General features: G+C 38.0%; 6 protein-coding genes and 1 pseudogene. 5 read left to right on the forward strand and 2 right to left on the reverse strand.

The genetic code is table 11. The annotated features are described in order from the left end of the window. The first annotated feature begins 3,487 nt into the window (after positions 1 to 3,487). Entirely contained in the window at positions 3,488 to 4,129 is a 642-nt protein-coding gene (locus tag HBA_RS02435) for an MBL fold metallo-hydrolase (protein WP_097032432.1), read from the forward strand. Positions 4,130 to 6,653: 2,524 nt separating this feature from the next. On the opposite strand, the gene asnS is transcribed toward HBA_RS02435, so the two are convergent. Both asnS and mrcB read right to left on the reverse strand, forming a co-directional pair. Then, positions 6,654 to 8,054, reverse strand: a complete 1,401-nt coding sequence (asnS, locus tag HBA_RS02440) for an asparagine--tRNA ligase (protein ID WP_097032433.1) — start codon at positions 8,052 to 8,054, stop codon at positions 6,654 to 6,656. Positions 8,055 to 10,665: 2,611 nt separating this feature from the next. Beyond that, positions 10,666 to 12,957 (reverse strand): annotated as a pseudogene (gene mrcB / locus HBA_RS02445) (bifunctional glycosyl transferase/transpeptidase); the annotation flags it as partial. 1,058 nt (positions 12,958 to 14,015) lie between these two features. Between mrcB and sfsA the strand changes: the two are divergent. From sfsA to folK, 4 genes are all read left to right on the forward strand, one after another. After that, on the forward strand, positions 14,016 to 14,723 hold the full coding sequence (gene sfsA / locus HBA_RS02450) for a DNA/RNA nuclease SfsA (RefSeq protein ID WP_097032435.1): 708 nt from the start codon (positions 14,016 to 14,018) through the stop codon (positions 14,721 to 14,723). A 228-nt stretch (positions 14,724 to 14,951) separates the two neighbouring features. After that, positions 14,952 to 15,407, forward strand: a complete 456-nt coding sequence (gene dksA, locus HBA_RS02455) for an RNA polymerase-binding protein DksA (protein ID WP_097032436.1) — start codon at positions 14,952 to 14,954, stop codon at positions 15,405 to 15,407. A 781-nt stretch (positions 15,408 to 16,188) separates the two neighbouring features. Further along, a complete protein-coding gene (gene pcnB / locus HBA_RS02460) occupies positions 16,189 to 17,592 on the forward strand; it encodes a polynucleotide adenylyltransferase PcnB (protein ID WP_097032625.1) in 1,404 nt (467 codons plus the stop codon). Beyond that, the gene (gene folK / locus HBA_RS02465) at positions 17,592 to 18,098 is read left to right on the forward strand and encodes a 2-amino-4-hydroxy-6-hydroxymethyldihydropteridine diphosphokinase (RefSeq protein ID WP_097032437.1); all 507 of its coding nucleotides are present in this window, start codon (positions 17,592 to 17,594) and stop codon (positions 18,096 to 18,098) included. Before pcnB ends, folK begins: the two co-directional genes overlap by 1 nt. Positions 18,099 to 19,478 lie beyond the last annotated feature (1,380 nt).

A 19,478-nucleotide genomic window follows, 5' to 3' on the forward strand; every position in this document is an offset into this window, starting at 1 on the left:
TTTTGCTAGGAGTTAACTAAAAGATTAGTCAATGACTAAGCCATTAAATCGATATGAGATCGATCAGGAAAATGTGACGTTATTTATCCAGAGATAATCAATGTCAGCATGTTACTTTTAGGGAAGGTAGCTACGGTTAGAAAAAGATTTCTTTACAACTGCTCGGAAAACATATTGATCCTTGTTAACTTTCAAGTATGGAAGTGCGCTGACCCGTTCTTTTGTGCGCGATGCGTTTATCGCAGATATTTAGGTAGGATATAGTAGTTAACTAATATTTGCTAACTACCCTAAAATATAACTATATGATGTAATTATAACTCTTTAATAGTTGTCTAAGATCACGCAATCTACTAAGATTGTATTAGAGAGAACAAATCCAATATCATTGCCTACATATAAACCCATAACTTTTAGATGGCATTAACGTGGACACATCAAATCTAGTTATACTGTGTTAATGAAAACTAACGGTCGAGAAAATTAGGTTTCTTAGCAAATTAGTTGTTTCTAAGTTTAAATTATGTAGACCTGTACCTGAGCAACTGGCTATCGTCTTTTTTTTAACCACTGCAATCAATATCTAGTTATATGAATATAACATATTGCTAGATCTTGTGTGTTTAGTTTGTTTAACGTTCGAATTACAGTCAAACGGCTAACATTCATGAATGAATATGTATTTTACATCAGTATGATTATAATCAAGTAAGTAAGGTGGAGGTTATATTAAAGTTTAAATTTAGCAATTAACGCTTTGCTTATTGTGCCACCTATTAAGAATTAAAATTGCAATAAGCATAATATTCTATAATTTAGGTGACCAATTTTAGTGTAAAACTACAGTACAGTAGTACTACTAGTTCATCTAGATTGGTGCAAGATCATGCTGTTAGTCTCACTAGTTTTCGAACACACACCGACAAAGCCGCGGAATTCGGCAATAAATTTAATCTTTTCTCAGACATCGCGTTTATTATAGATATAAATATAATAAATATGATCTCGTGTATTTAAATAGGCGATTCTAAGATTACTGCAGGTTTTCAACCATATTTTAAATATGTTTGATGAGGTTTGCCTTTGATTTATGATCCACGCCAGTCTGGGCAAAGATATACTAAAGTAACTATCCGCCTCTCTGGGCTAATGCTACTAAGGAAAAGGTGACAACTATAGGATAGCTCGGTCAAGAACCGGTTAATTATATTATTGTTATATTGTTACTAACAATGCGCAACTAAAATGGTTAAAAATTAACTTTTCTGTTAGAGTTCGTTTTGGTTTTGTATAGAAATTCTTATTTCTTTTTATGTGATTACTGTAAGTAAGGTACAACATAATAAGTAATCTATTTATTATAACAAGTAATGATTGAAATCATAAAATTAGCATGGTTTGCATCTTGCAAATGATTATGTGCTTGCTGCTGACCAATACCTTGTCACTATCAGAATTCTACCTTTGTGGTATCGGACGCACAAAGCCAGATTGTTAGCTCGTCAGAATATACTTTTCCTGCTCATATGCAACCCCATTTCTTTAATGGTATTTAACTCATTAAATAGCTTAATTTCCCTACGACATGAAAAGGCCACGTGCGGTCGTAAACTGCTTTCTTAGCAGCAGTTTGGCGGAAATAATGCCTTCTGGAGGCTAGCCTTCATTGTATATAGATGAATAAAATATTTTATGATATTAATAACGAAAGATAAATTGTGGAAAGTAGTAAGTTATATACAATAGCACTACCAACGAACAGTGAATCATGCATCGTTCATAATATTTATTGCTTTGCTATCTATCAGAGCGACTACTAATTATTGTAAAGTACATACTCACGCTAGACAACGATAATTTCAAATTAACCGCCGCGGTAGATGTGCAGAATCAAATGAATTCACCGGAGTTTGTAGCGTTAATAATTTCAGAATATAACAGAAGATTTTTGCGGCGCCGGCGCTCAATTAACGTAATACCTATCTGTGCGCTAGAATAATTATTCTAGCATTAAACATACAGCACTTTATTTAAAAAATAATTCAATAACCGCAATTACAATAGGCATTGTAGTTGATGCTTTTAATGATTCGCTTATTTATTATGAGCATGTAATAAAGGTATTATTCTCTCAGATGATCGGCAGTTGACTTACAGCAGCAAATGCCGCTGATGCGTTGCTCGTCGAGCAGCATAATGCTAACCAGCAACCTGACATGGCATTTATCTAGTTTACTATTACGTTATGATAAGTTATTTAACCTACTGCGTAATCAGTTTATTTATCGTACAAAAACCACCCGATATTACCAGGGTATTACAGTAGCGATGCCGCATGGTCAACCTAACTAGCATTGATTATAATATGGTGAAGCCCAACCATTTTTCTTACCGGCTACTGCCGGTAAGAAGTAAAAAACGCATTAGGATATTATAAATTTAATACATATGTTTCAGGAGAGACCTAATTTGTATTACACACTTAATAATTAATTCATAATTTGTTCGGAGCAGTAATGGCCATTGCGCGGGTTGTGTTTCGGGTAAAATGTGGCAGTGTTAGCTAACATATTGATCCTAGATATCACTTGTAGCTATGCTTCCGTTAGTGCAATTATTAAATAAATAATAATAACCTATGTATTAATTAACTGTTAGATCCGTACTGGATCACACGAACAACGGTAAGCTGCAATTTTATGCAGATGTTTACAATTAAAAAATATTATTTTCACTCATAATTGGGAGTGGGAAAAACAGGAGATTACCGCAAGCATAAATGTTTGCTGCAAACTAGTCTACGCAAAGCGGTGAATTTATGAGGAGCGTCAGATTACCACAGTCTGATCTACTTTTGAGATTGTGCAAATATTACCGTTTGAATTATCAACATAATTTTATTAAAGATCTGAAAGATGTTACTCACCCAAAATCATATTAATTATCTACGATCTCCGTTAATATTACTCGGAAATGGACGGCGTCTGTCTATAGCTACTTACTAGCACCGTTTTGTTATATTTGTGTTACATCCACGTTCTTAAATATTTATCCTTAATAATTCACATACTAATAAAATCCTGCAAATATATTTTCATGCGAACGATCTGATCAAATCAAACCGAGATTATAACATTATTTCTTCTGTAATTATCGCGCTGATAAGCGTAATTTATTCTAAACTTTAACTATTTAACAGGTTACAAACTAGCAAACCTGTGAAATTTATTTTGGCTACTGTAGATATAAATAAAGAATTTACTGCTAGAAAAAAGCAAAACTTGGTAAGACCGAGTTATCAAAGACTAGGTAAAGCGGATCCAAACACCGCATTGTGTAAATAGGATATACTACTATCCCTCCCGGCACAGTAATTTATTTTATATTTGACATGAAGCTACTATATATCTGGTAAAGTTGCTCAATATTTGTTAATGAGAGTCTCATTTTAATGTATTATTAAGTATAAAATCAGGCTGGGTAGCGTATGAAATATCACATAATACCAGTAACGGCATTCTGCCAGAATTGTTCATTAGTTTGGTGTGAGCAGACTAGAGAAGCCGTGCTGGTAGATCCTGGGGGAGATTCGCTGAGGTTGCGCCAAGAAGTGGCACTACGTGGTGTCACTATTCGACAAATATGGCTGACTCATGGGCACCTTGATCATGTCGGTGCCGCTAAAAAGCTAGCTACATTATATCATGTACCCATTATTGGCCCACATTGCAAAGATAAGCTGTTGTTAGCCGGTTTGCCCCGGCAGTGTCAAATGTTTGGCGTAAAACACATCCCGCCATTCATTCCCGATCAATGGCTGACAGATGGAGACACAGTGAACGTTGGCACGTTGCTGTTTAACATACTGCATTGTCCCGGACATTCTCCAGGACATGTAGTGTTTTTGAATAAAGCAAATAAATTTATTTTAATGGGAGATGTGCTGTTTAATGGTAGCATTGGTCGTACCGACCTTCTAGGTGGCGATTTATCAACGCTTATGCAGTCAATTTATAATAAAATTATACTATTAGCGGATGATATTACCTTTTTGCCTGGGCATGGCCCCCTTTCAACTATAGGTCACGAGCGCCGTACTAACCCTTTCTTAAAACAACTGAACGTTTAAACAATTATGTTCGTCGATGCACAACATAACAGGAAAGCATATAGATTTCTTGGCACTGTCGCAATTAGCGGCAGAATACATTGCTAAGATCGCTTTGTAAAAGAGCAGCTATGTTATTCTTCATCATCTCTGGAACGTTAATTAGATTAGAATTTATTATTTAATAATAATTTATTTGGTCACATAGTTTAAGAACTCATTCCTAGGTCAGCATGACAAGGAGGAAAAACCATTTTGCCCGTAATAAAACTGTAATTTTTCCAAGCACTTGTATTGCAGGGTGTATGAACGAAACGTTTAAAGTATATGAATCAAATTCTGTGTTCACAAACGTGCAGCACGTCGTCAATTAAAATCATGCCGATTATGTAAGTAGCTTATAATATGGTTAATGCTAATACTAATAAGACTTGATCAGTAATCTGATTATCTAGCGATAACAGCATTCAATCGTTGACTAATTCATATATAAGCCACAATTCTCTAAATTAGGTACTGCTCACGATAACCTACTGATATATTTACAAAATACAAAAATGCTGCAATTTTTTAGACTGCGGGAGTAAACTAAGAGAAGAGAAATTCAACAACAGCATTTAGCTCTAAAATACCAATACAGTTATCACTTTCCACTTTTACTGCTTATAGATGATGGATTTTGGTCTTTTACGGCAAAATAATAAAATAAAATAACGGTGCTGGTTCTGTCCCAGTGCCAAGTTTTTTAATATTGCTACATAAAATATTATGAACGGGTAAAGATTATTATAATTAAGTATAATTGCATGCGTCTAACGACGCTGAGCTCAACATTTTCTAGTTCGGCCAGCTGAGATATGGATTACTCAAAACACTGTGCCAGCACCAATATTTTATACGCGACAAAATAAGGTGTATTCTGCCCTTACCGCGCACTATAGATCACAAATAGTGTTTAATAATTTTATTTTGCAGCCTTAGCGATTTAGTTTAAAAAATATTTACTGGCATAAAATTAAACTACTAATCTACTAAGGACATATACAAACATGTGGATATGTATGCAAAATGTTAAAGAATGCAAAAAACTATCAGCTACTCTTGTTACTAAATCCTTCTATCAAATATTTACCTCACTTTCTAACGGCATAAAAGAAGGTAATGAGCAAATTCTACCTTCATGATTCAAAATTTTATCTGTTGGTAGTCGAAAAGGTATTATAAATGTTAGATTAAACGAAAATATTACTTGTTTTCGTCATCAAAATTAGTTAATAATTTATTTAATTCAACAATGTTAGTAACAATCTTTTGTTAAAGAATTTAGTTGCGCTTACTTTAAAGTCTTTGATCAGGTTAACATTGCTAGAACCTGATATGTCTTTACCGTACTGTTAACTGGAATCGACGGAAGAATGCAGATTAAAGTCGGTATAATATTATTTGACTAATTAAATTACTCGGATTTTGTTAGCAAACAACGGCAACGTCAGGGGTATAAACCTTTTAATTTGAGTTACTTAAGCAAGTAGTCTTACGAGTTTCGTAGTAACTAACGATTAGTTAAAATCTATTAAGATTATATTTTAAATTGTGTACTCTTTGCTAAAATTTTCGATACTTTTAGTGAAAGTAAACATTTTGCGCATCAGTTCTTTTGGAGTAAATCTATATACTGATAAAATAATACTAACTAAGGATGGCGAATAGGTGATCATCAATATATGTCTTTAACTTAACAAGTATCGTCGAATTATTATTATATTTCCATTTATATGGAAAGCAACGTCATCAATTAAATAAAGAAGTTGGTGTTACGGTATCTAATAACACTAGCGCTAATAGAGTGACGACCAGTGTCTAGTGACATATTAGTCCAGCTAATAATGATATACACAACGATATCGTTAAGTTCGCAGCAGAATGAACTGATACCGACAAATTAATTTATTACCTGATTTTACATCGGTGTTGTTTTATAAGTTGTTGTCTGGTATTTATATCGCCATTAACCCAAACCTGTTATCTAATCGGTAATTTGGTTAAACTTTTGAAGTTTGTTATAGTGTAAGGTTTGGTGTTTTAAGCACTATAAACGTTATTGCAGTTGAATCAGTAGGTAAGGTAAAATAACTCTGACCGTAACCATCTAAATATTGCTGTTATTAATAACACACGAACCTACCGCGTTTAGTAGCACAAGAGATTAATACCTACTAACCCATAATTACTCTGTAAAATTTCAATTTATCATTACTAATATTATTGTGCTGAGTATTACAGTTACTACCGTTGTAGGTAATGTCTTTCAGAGACATTGTTGAGATCTTTGTTTTACTATATTTACATGTAATGTTTTACGGCAAAAGCCGTTAATTCAACCTAGGTTTAACATAAGCAGCTTTAATGATATTTTATTTAGAACTTTATATTTAACTGTAATTTTACAAAACTTAAAAGATATCTTTAACTTCAAAAGTAAAGCATAGTTGCTTTAGCTGAAAATATGTCTGCTTGATTTTATCAAGCAGACGAATACATAATCTTAAAAATTGGCATTGCGCGGACTTCGCGGGAAAGGGATGACATCCCGAATATTTTGTATTCCCGTAACATAAGCTACGAGTCTCTCAAAACCCAATCCAAAACCTGAATGCGGTACAGTTCCGTATCGTCGCAAGTCGCTATACCAACAATAATCTTCTTTGTTAAGACCCATTTCTTTCAAACGTACATGCAACTTATCCAAGCGCTCTTCACGCTGTGAACCGCCGATAATTTCGCCGATGCCAGGTGCTAGCACATCCATAGCAGCGACAGTTTTATCATCATCATTCATTCGCATATAAAAAGCTTTGATATTTTTGGGGTAGTTTTTTACAACCACAGGTGCTTTGAAATATTTTTCTACTAGATAACGTTCATGTTCCGCAAATAAGTTACTTCCCCAAGAAATTGGATTTTCAAAAGTTTGGTTGCAGCTTTGTAGAATGTCTATAGCCTCTGTGTAATCAACTTGCACGAAATCGACACTAATAAAGTGTTTTAGACGATTTATTGCCTCTCTATCGATTCGTGTAGTAAAAAACTGCATATCGTCAATGCGCTCGCTCAATATTGCCTGAAACACATATTTTAGCATTGCTGCTGCTAAGTTAACAATATCCTCTAGAGTGGCAAATGCCACTTCTGGCTCGACCATCCAAAATTCAGCCAGATGGCGGTTAGTATTAGAATTTTCTGCCCGGAACGTTGGACCGAAAGTATAGATTTTTGACAAGGCGCAGGCATAACTTTCACCCGTTAACTGACCGGAAACCGTTAAAAAAGTCTCTTTACCAAAGAAATCCTTATCGTAATTTACTTTACCATCAGACACGCGTGGTATATTTTCCAGATCGAGGGTGGAAACGCGGAACATTTCGCCAGAACCTTCAGTATTGGAGGCAGTTATTAAAGGTGTGGACACCCAAAAAAAACCCTGTTCGTCCATAAAACGATGAATAGCTTGCGCGAGAGTGTGGCGTACTCGCGACATAGCACCAATAAGATTGGTACGTGGGCGAAGATGGGCTACTTCACGCAGATATTCTACGCTATGGCGCTTAGCAGCTATGGGGTAGGTACTAGGATTGTCCACCCAACCGAGTACTGTAACGTCCTGTGCTTGAATTTCGTAACGCTGACCGCTTCCCAAAGATTCTACTACCTGGCCGGTTACCGATACGGAGCAACCAGTAGTTAAGCGTAAAATCTCGTTCTTATAATTTGGCAGAGAATTATTAATAACGGCCTGTAAGGGAGCCAAGCAAGAACCGTCATAAACAGAAAGAAAAGAGAGTCCGGACTTAGAATCTCGACGGGTACGCACCCAACCCTGTACAGTGATTTCACTGTTAGTTGGCATCTTCCCTTGCAGTACATCAACTACAGGTACTACGCTCATAAATACCCTCTTAGTTAATTAAGATATAAAAAAATTGGTTAGGCAATAACCGATAATATGTCACTTGTGGCGCCAAGACCACAAGAAGAAACAATTTCCTTCTGGAGATAATTATGCTTGATCAGATCAATAAAGAAAATTGGGAACAAATCAAAGCGGAAGTGCCTTATCTCAATATTTTCGCAAAATATGAGGAAAGCAAAACACGAACCGTATCTTAGAGCGCGTTATATTAACTTGCTTTCACCACCATAAGAATATCGAAAACGTATGCAAAGTGTGGAAAAAGCTTTATATTGATAAATATTTTCAAGAATGTTTTAAAATTACGCTACCAGTATCACTTTTGTATTTTACTAATCTGTTCTAAATACAAAAAAGAGATTAATGCGTGGCCAGGCGCCGCTGTAGAGAATCAGCCTCTTTCATAAAAAGAGGCTGGCGGAAAATATTATCATTTTAACAAGTAGTTTGATATTTAACTAGCCATTTATGACACTTAATTCAACTCCATATTTATTATATTATAATATCTATAGTAATGCAAACAATAATAAGAGTGGATGACTGCTAACCTTAAGTTGCGGAAAATGTCTTCATTGCAATGAAGGCTGTCAACTTGATTCCTAATTAATTTGACGGGTATTCGTCCCAACCAGGTGCCTTTAGCGAGGAAATACGTTAACTTTTCGATTGCTAGTTTTTATAATATAAAAAATCTCACTCTAGTTTGGCGATCGCATCAAATGTGACTTTTTATTGACTTAAAACGTCTCTAAAATCTCTAGTTGAAATTTTAGATTTAAGAAAACAGCATATTACGAAAGTAAACAACTTTATCTTCACTTAATTTCAAACTACTAATTATCTCTGATTGCACTCTGATGTCAGCAGAGTATCTGCTTAATAGCGCATCCGGAGTGGTAGCGAAATTTCACCTAACTGTTACATCACAATAGTATTAACAAATAACCTGCTATACATAAAATATGTAAGCATAAGTGTTAAGTATAGGTACTGAAATAAAATCAATAGAGAAAAGCGTGTAAAAACATTTATTATATCTAACTAATCTTTATATAATAAAGATTAACTGCAAACACAGTTTTTACTGCTAAAAACCGTGCTACATAATGAATTGTAGTCGATCAGTTATATATAACAAACACAATTTTAGGATACCTCTTTGACTATCTAATAGACGCTGAGTCTGGATAGAATCTCCCCTCTATCTTCAATTAATTATTAAGTGTCCTTTCTAGAGTCATTAACGGATGCTAGATAGTTTTGCAATCTAGACGTTGATCGCCTTAAAACTGCCTCATCGCTACACGATTAGGTTTTAAGTTTGTGCTATAATGTTTATTTTTAATGATGGCGCATGAGAGTCGATCAACTAGCATATATTGTCCTATAATTCACAATATTTTTTAAAACAAGTAGCTATTTTAATCGTCGACATTTGGCAAACATAGCAAATGTTTTAGACTTACGCGCTATTTTGTTTGTAAGCGAAGAGCCGTAATTAGTCATTTTCGAGTATTGCGTAAAATTAGTTTTGAGCTATCACTTCATGCTTAAGATTTGCATCTTACTTAATTGTATGCATGGTTATGCATGCACCGTATTTATAATTGTCAAAATATGAATCGCCCCCTCGCAGATTTATGTTTAGTAAGCATAAATAATAACATACTAAATTTAATTATTAAAATATCATAACGTGTAAATACGTTATAAAATATTCTGATATCTGTAAATTACTTACTAATAACTAGTATTTATTTATATGCTACTTGATGCTTAATAAATTTATAAAGATATACTATGAACGATCATATTGCTTTCAACTAAATATGGAACTACTGCCAAGTAGTGATCAATCAAGAGAAGAAAATCAATGATATAATGCCGTAACTATGTTAAATCATTTTCATAAATACTCAGCTAAAAGGAGGATTGCATTGTGCATGTTATGATTTAAAATCATGTTGAAAAATTAAGGAAACCGAGCATTTTGGCATTTATGTTAATAAACATGGGTAGTTAGTTGCAATTTTGTCCGGCTATTTATTCTGTAACGCCATATTAAGTGAGTTAGAATAATGCATGGTTAACTAACGGCAATTTCTTGCTAATTAACCGCCGTATTAAATAGTTGGTAATGAACAAGCGACGAGTTGATTTCAGCGGTACTAGCATTTCGATGTACAAGAGACTTGACTCATTAATTTTTTGAATATATTAGTGCTAGATAATATCGTAAACAAGCTAACGTTTTTATATTGAGGTGAGAGAATATGAAGCCGAAATATAGAAAATTACAGTAATATTTAACTTTATATGATTATTAAGCTAGTACAATAAATCTCCGAATTTGTGATGTATTCTTTATTTACTATATAGTAAATATAAACCTTAATGACAAAGGGTAACAATACTCTAGAATTTGATTGTCTAGCTGCTCTTCGGATAAGCAATGATTAAGTCGTAAAGTAAAATAGGCTTTTATGTTTAGCTAATCAATCTAATTAACAGTTCATCGGTGTTTGAGTAGAATATGAAGTTTTTGCTTGCCTAAGCAAAATGCTTACCACAATTTGTAGGTGTGTTATTTATCTATATTATTTACACGCTTAAACTCTTCGCAGAGAAAAGAGGAAGCGGGTTGTAGTTGTGTCTGCACCTGGGCTGACATCTGGCATAGTAATTGTGGATCATCGGTCCACACCGGCAATGTCCGCATTGCACTAACGTCATTACAGACGAAATTACCGGCATAATCGATGTACATCGGGCTGATACCTACAGGTGGTGTTAAGTTAAGCGCCAACGGCGCCTGATTTTCTAGATAACGGCTATATAGCGTCAGTGCACCGTTGGCGCCTGTCAACTTGGCCGGATCATTATTATCACGGCCGACCCATGCAATAAACACTTCTTTACCATCAATACCAACGAACCAACTATCACGCAGATCATTAGTGCTCCCAGTTTTTGCGGCTAGATGTGAAAATGGAAATTTCACTGATAACGAACGTGATGTCCCTCGTGCCACTACTTGTTGCATCGCATATAGAGTTAAATAAGCTGCCTGGGCGGGTACAACCCGCTCCGCCTGGGGGAAACTTTGATACAGCACGGTGCCGTCTTCTCCTATTACCGATCGCACTGCTGACAGTGTGGCATGATTCCCCCCGCTGGCGATGGTTTGAAACTCTTGCGCTACTTCTATGGGTGTGAGGCTAATGGAGCCAAGCAACATTGAGGGGACCGGATTAAGCACCGAGGATGGTATGCCAAGTTTCACCAAAGTGGTAATAATACGATCTAGTCCTACCGATAGGCCTAGGTTTACCGTCGGTACGTTGAGTGAGTTAATAAGCGCCTCAACCAGCATTACCTTACCTCGAAATTGCCGATCATAGTTTTTGGGTGACCACATGATGCCGTTTGACTGCTTAATAGTAATGGGTTCATCGGCAATCCAAGTGTTAAGTCTATATTTATCTGGTTCGCTTAACGCGGTCAGGTAGGTAGCTGGTTTTGACAGCGAGCCAACCGAGCGACGCGCCTGCATCGCTCGGTTAAAACCGTCGAATTGCGGATCTGCACCACCAACCATAGCGCGCACCTCGCCACTAAAGCGATCAACAACTACCATCGCAGCTTCTAGATTATTAACACCGCGCTCGACGCGAAGTGCGGTTACACCTACTTCCACTGCTTTTTCTGCCGCATTCTGCGATAACGGATCCAGAGTAGTAAAAATTTTGACGCCAGACATTTCATTAATTTCATCACCTAACTTGCTTTGCAACTCTTCACGCACCATCTGCATGAAAGCCGGCTGCGGAGTCAATACCCCTCCGCATGGCTGTACTCCTAGTGAGCGGGCGCTCAACATGTTATAGAGTGTTCTATCGATGATTTTATTATTATTTAGCAATTTTAGCACCAGATTACGGCGCTCCAGCGCTAACTTTGGATTGCGCCAGGGGTTGTAGAGCGATGCTCCTTTTACCATCCCTACTAGCGTTGCTTGCTGATCGAGGCTCAATTCATTTATCGGGCGTCCGAAATAATACAGGCTAGCCAGAGGGAAACCACGAATCTGATTGCTACCGTTTTGTCCGAGATACACTTCGTTTAGATATAACTCCAGGATGCGATCCTTACTGTAACGGTAATCAACAATTAATGCCATATAGGCTTCATTAGCTTTGCGCCACAGAGAACGTTTGTTGGTCAAAAAGAGGTTTTTCACCAATTGCTGCGTTAGCGTACTCCCTCCTTGCACCGCACGACCGGCATTTATATTAGCAAGAAAAGCACGACCGATGGAGGAAAAACTGATACCGTCATGCTTGTAAAAATGTAAATCTTCGGTAGTTATAAGCGTATCAATCAGTAGGTCAGGGAAACCAGCGCGCGGTACGAATAACCGTTGCTCGCCTTTAGGCGATTGCAGCATGGTTATTAGCTGCGGATCGAGACGGAAAAAGCCATAATTTCGCTGAGTATTTTTGTTTTTAATCTCAACGAGCTGATTTTTAGTGAACGTCATGCGGACGGGGATTTGTTCTTCTTTGCCGTCCGGGAAATCAAACGGACGCCGCAATAGCTCAATGCTATTGTCATTTACGGTGAATTCTCCGGGCCGAGTAATGCGCCATACCTGTCGGTATTGCATGCCTTCTAGCAGTGTAGCCATGTCACTGCAACTGTAAGAGATCCCAGGTTCTAAACTGGCCACGCGGCCATATACTGCTGCCGGCAGTTGCCAAACTTTTCCATCGATACATTGACGGACCTGCACATCTAAATACATGCCATACATGGCAATAACAACGACCAGCAACGCAATGTGAATAAACAATACCAACAACAGTCTGTATTTCTTTAGCTCCACACCTCCCCATTTTTTACGTTGAGGCATCTAATACTCCTTTTTCTTTTTCATTATCATCATACCTCTGAAGTCGTAGTGATACCTTTCGCGAAGTCTTGCGAAATTACATTCGTGCATAAAGTTTAGAAATTTATTGCTATCTACAGACATCGTTAATAACTTTTTTACTACTGGCTGCTAAACTAGCATACGGTTTTTAACCTTTAAACGAATACACAAAAGAAAAGCTCTGCATTTTTTATTAACATTTTATGCCCTATCGATAGATCAGTAGCGCGTGCTTTGTTCTAAGCAAACCCTACGCTTGGTTCTTCTCGACACTCTCCCCGGATAAAATATTAGCAACAAAACTAATTTACTGCCGAGATGCACACCTAGCATTAGCAAGAGATCTGTCTTCAGAAAAAATCTCGTAAAATTCATCTAGGATTACACTATTTAAAGATATGGTAACGATAGACTTATATCTTCATAGTGGAAGGGGTAAAATTACCTTGGTAACCCCAAGGCGTGCTGACCACTGCGGCTTTAGCATCATGACTAATCACAGCTTGTAAACTCGCAGGAAAAATCTCTATAGGTATTTGAGTCGTTTTGCCGCTGCCTAGCGTAGCGTGTAGTATAAACCTGCTTAGTGCTCTGTAAAGTAGTAAGCTAGGTAGATCAACCACGGCACTAAAAAAGTAATAATGCCAAAAGATCTCTGCGAGGAGAATAATAATATATTAGGGCAGCCATTATACCATCGTTGTGTTCTGGAACAATAAATATAGGTTGCACACATCACGAAGTAATCCAAGTTGCCCTTGCACGATTAACACAATAATTTTCTATAGTGCCCATACATATATTGCGCGGCAACGACAAACGATAAAGACAGATGGTAGTGTTGCCATCGAGGTCATTTTAGGATAAATACCTCTATAAATAGCCGAGGAAACTCTGGCGCTACTAATATTTGATAACTATCGCCGTGGCGACGTTAGCTATAGGTTAAATGCGAGAATAAAATACCTGTGTAAATAAAGGCTTACATTAAGGGAAATCTCATGCAATTCAAGCCAGAACTCAAACCAGCAAGGCTGATACAGCGTTATAAACGGTTTCTTGCCGATGTAGTGACTCCTCATGGGACATTTTTAACGGTTCATTGCGCTAACACAGGTGCAATGACTGGATGCGCTACCACGGGAGATACCGTTTGGTATTCAACTTCTAACAATTGCAAACGTCGTTATCCCCATAGTTGGGAAATAACTGAAACAACCAGCGGTCAATTAATAGGAGTTAATGCGCTGCGCGCCAATATCTTGGTAAAAGAAGCATTGCGTGATGGAACGATTTCTGAACTGAGAGGGTACACGAATCTTCGCAGCGAAGTGTGCTATGGAGCAGAAAACAGTAGGATAGATTTGTTATTATCAGCAAAAGATCGCGAGGATTGTTATATTGAAGTAAAATCAGTGACATTATTAAAGCATCGGTCAGGATATTTTCCTGATGCAGTAACTATACGAGGTCAAAAACATTTGCGAGAATTACAGATGATGGTAAAAATGGGGTGTCGTGCAATTCTGTTTTTCACCGTTCTAAATTCAAGTATCGACCGTGTATTGACAGCCCGCCACATTGACTGTCACTATGCTGATTTGGTATTACAGGCTAAACAGATAGGTGTGGAAGTTTTATGCTATGGTTGTAAGTTATCCCGGCACGGCATGCATATCCACGCCCCGCTGCCAATAATTATTTCATAAAAAGATCAAAAAACACACTAAATGACGTAAAAGTACCAGTGTTAAAAAAACCTTATCGTTGCGTTAAATACGCTTTCCTTGAAACTACTCGTCAAGTAGATATTATGAATAATTGCAAACCTTAAAGTTATCTGTTATTTTAGTATTTACATTATAGCTGCTTCCTGTTTATCTTAGATTAGGGATGGCTAGTGCGTGTTACTAGTTTATTAGTAAGGAAAATAAAACATGCAAGAAAGGAAAAATAGCAAGACATCTTCATTGAGTATTCTCGCTATAGCAGGAGTTGAACCATATCAGCAGAAGCCTAGTGAAGAATACATGAATGCAGCGCAGATTCTGCATTTCAAGCGCATACTTGATACATGGCGTAATCAACTCAGAGATGAAGTTGGGCGTACCGTATTACATATGCAGGACGAGGCCGCTAACTTCCCTGATCTGGTAGATCGGGCAGCACAGGAAGAAGAGTTTGGCCTTGAGTTGCGTAACCGTGACCGTGAACGTAAGCTCATAAAAAAAATTGAGAAAACTCTCAAGAAAGTAGAAGATAATACTTTTGGATTCTGCGAATCATGTGGGGTAGAGATAGGTATTCGGCGCTTGGAAGCGCGTCCAACTGCCGATTTGTGTATAGATTGCAAAACCCTTGCTGAGATTCGCGAAAAGCAAATGACGGGATAATTACGTACAAACACCAGAGGATCATTGCTGTATCTATTACTGGAAATCATGATATCGCATGTTAACCACACAATTACCACCATTCTCACTATAATGCCAATTTTGCCACTATGATATGAGATAGTTTACCTCGTATTCATCTGGAATGCTTTATTTAGGTTCTCTATCATTCTCTCTCTGTAGATATTTTGCAGGCACTTTTTTGTAGTGGTTACTGTGCGTACGCATTATGTTGTATATCGCCTCCCCCGTTAGCGTATTATCCGGGGGATATCAATATTCTTTTACGCTTACTTAACCATTATGACTGAAAGTGAGATGGGATGGTTGTTACTACAGTCTTCTATCTAGAAGGTGCTAGCAGCTGTTGTTGTGCCGGGGTGTAGCTCAAAAACCACACTAAAGTATTACTATTTAAGATAGTACTGGCGACAAGCATAGATGGGAAGAGTTTATCTTCCGTATTTAGTGCACAATTTTGATTCCATCGCGACAACAGAGCGCTAATTAGGTTATTCAAAACTTGAATATATCAATATTCATCATTTAGTTGATGTGGTTTGCGGCACGAATGCAACATCAAAACAAAATTTCTCGTCGGTCGCTTCACGCTACAATAGCGTGCTATGCGCATTTAATTTATGTTAAACTGAGCATGAGATTATGCTGATTGCTTAACATCGCACTGTTTTACCCTCCTGATTCTCAAGCTTAGTCTAATTAGCTATTATTAGCCGCGGCTTTACGTTGTAACTATTATTTATTAATATTGAGGTGCACTATTTTTACCAGGGTAGTTAATTTCTGCCGCAAGGCGCTTAATCATGAAAGCGTTGAAGCGACATCAAAAGATAGAAGTCCTTTGACGATTATACCGCGCACCCAGCACGCCATTTCTCATAAAGAAATTAGTGAAAATGCTTTAAAAGTGCTTCATCGCTTGAACAGAGCGGGATACGAAGCTTATTTAGTCGGCGGCAGTGTTCGCGATTTGCTGCTAGGTAAAAAGCCCAAGGACTTTGACATTACGACCAGTGCCACTCCAGAAAATATGCGTAAACTGTTTCGCAACTGTCGACTTGTTGGCCGGCGTTTTCGTTTGGCTCATGTCATGTTTGGATCCGAAATTATAGAAGTCGCGACGTTCCGTGGTTATCATGAGGTGCTCAAGTCAGATAACGGCGCGATGAGCGCTGCCTTTACCGGACACAACGGAATGTTGCTGCGCGACAATATTTTTGGCTCCATAGAAGAAGACGCTCATCGCCGCGATTTCTCAGTGAACAGCTTGTATTACAGCGTGGCAGACTTTACTCTGCGCGATTATACTGGTGGACTAAAAGATTTACACGCGGGCATCATTCGCCTGATTGGAGATCCGGAAACCCGTTACCGGGAAGATCCGGTACGGATGTTGCGCGCGGTACGCTTTGCTGCCAAACTGGGCATGACTATCAGTCGCGAAACTGCTGAACCCATCCCCCGATTATCCGCGCTATTGAACGATGTTCCCCCGCCGCGGTTATTTGAAGAAGCACTGAAGCTGCTACAGGCTGGACATGGTGAAACTACTTACCGACTGTTGTGCGAAAACCAGCTATTTCAACCACTGTTTCCGTTGATAAGCCGTAACTTTACCAAGCATGGTGACAGCCATATGGAACAGATGGTGATACGTGTGCTTGCTAGCACGGATCAGCGTTTGTGCAAAGATATGCGAATTAATCCGGCCTTCCTTTTCGCCGCAATGCTATGGTACCCTCTGTTAGAACATACGCAAAAAATAGCCCATGAAAGTGAGCTGCCTTATTTTGATGCTTTTTCTCTGGCGATAAACGATGTTCTCGACGAACACTGCCGTACATTGGCAATTCCCAAACGTTTAACCGCCCTGATGCGAGATATGTGGCATCTTCAGCTTAGACTATCACGTCGTCAGGGCAAGCGAGCACATAAGTTGATGGAACATCCTAAATTTCGCGCTGCCTATGATTTGCTTACGTTGCGTGCTGCAGTCGAAAACAATGCCGACCTGCAGAGGCTTAGCCTCTGGTGGGAGGAGTTTCAGGCTGCCGCGCCACCGCAGCAAAAACATATGCTTACTAGGCTCTGCAATGAGGTGTCTGCCCACAGCACCCATGTGCGTCGTTCGAGCCAACGAGCACATAATCGGGGAAACGCTTGATGGAGCGCGTTTGGATGGCTCTAGGTAGCAATTTATCTGCACCACTGCAGCAGGTAAACACAGCTCTTGAGGCTCTTAAGAGCCTACCATATACCAGATTTATCGCTTGTTCATCCTACTACCGCAGTTACCCACTAGGTCCGAAAGATCAACCAGATTTTCTGAACGCCGTGGTTGCACTGGATACCACCCTTGATCCGGAAACGCTGCTAGATTACATTCAAAAAATAGAATTGCGTCAAGGGCGTATCCGCAAGGAGCATCGTTTTGGAGCCCGTACGCTAGATTTGGATATTTTGCTTTTCGCCGATCGAATTATTTCTACGGCACGTTTAACAGTTCCGCATTACGATATGCACAACCGAGAATTCACACTGTATCCTCTTGCTGAGCTAGCACCAAACCTGGTGTTGCCAGACGGCATCGCGCTGGCCAAACATTTGCGTCAAGTGCCACTAAACGGCCTTGTTTATTGGGATGAAGAACACCGCTACTACAAAAAGTGAATGCTTACTTATCTATCCACAGCGGATGCGGTGACGTGCGGCCCCGTATCTGCGCCCACTTTTTGCCTGTGATCAATCTCACATACTATTCATACAGTACAGATTTGGTAAAATACTTACATATTAAGTGCGATAAATGCTATGTTCCTGGTAAATACTTACAAAGTAGCTTACTAAGCTATCAAGAGTGATCTACCCCAGCAGTACAGAAGTTTATACTCCTAATTAATATTATCACCTATCACGTCACGTTTGCTCTACTGTTCCCTTGAACAAGGGAATCAAAAAAATGTTTCTTTATTGGTGATATTTCTTAGTCGTAACTATACAACGATTAATAATCGAAGTTTGAGATTACTCGGAGCTGAGTGTAGTATACCGGCAAAGTATTCTCTTACCTTGCTGACGGCTTGTTAGCTTTTTATATGCCACCGTTAGCAGTCTTAACCGTTTTCAAGCGGACACACAACTTGCAGACATCTCGTCATAAACTCAAAAGCGTTTTAAATATATTTGGCGGTTATAAATTCAATTTTAATTTATTTATCGCAATCTTGCCGATGAGATGACAAGATATCGCCAAGATGCTAAGAGCATATATAGGTCCTAACGCTATAAAACAAGGTGTAACCCATACATTACCATGTAAATTATCGGTATTAAGATTACTAGTAATGCCATATACTCCTTAACAAAAAACTTTATATACGGACGTGAATATGCGGTAGCTAGTAGCAATATATAAGAAATATAAACCAACCAAGTCATTGCACTATGACTCTATTTTTGTAAAAAACTGTTTAATCTTATGCACCTTAATGTGATCTTTTGGTGAAAAACTTTCAGTAATTAGCGACTATCCGTTAACTAGTGTGTAACATAAACTTACAACACCAAATTTATTGACGTATTAATATCGTGGAACACGATGTTAATGATCTAGCCGCAATTTATGCAACGGCTATTTCAACATTGCGTGCTGGCGCGCGTTATACTGGGGATCTTGGTTGCAAACTGATCTCAAACTGGATATGTAAATGGCAAGCGATGACAAAAACCCACAGTTATTGACTAGTCAATAACCAGCACCGCGGTCATATTATTTATTAACTATTTAAATATAAAGCCAAGTTCATCAATAATACACAATTAAATCTCATTTAATAAATGGTGAAAATTGAATTCATGTAACGCAATATGTTATAAAGTAAGCTGTACCTGGTACAGTATGACAACCATTTTGATCTCCATGCAAAAGACTCTTTCCCTTTTTGCTTAGGACCTTCTTTTAACGCCTAGAGATCTTAGAGTATAAATCAATTGATATTTGTAACGTCGATAACAGTTAATTTTTCTATACTGACACTATCTTGTCTAACG

Origin of the sequence: Sodalis endosymbiont of Henestaris halophilus (assembly GCF_900161835.1) — a bacterium.
Taxonomy (GTDB): Bacteria; Pseudomonadota; Gammaproteobacteria; order Enterobacterales; family Enterobacteriaceae.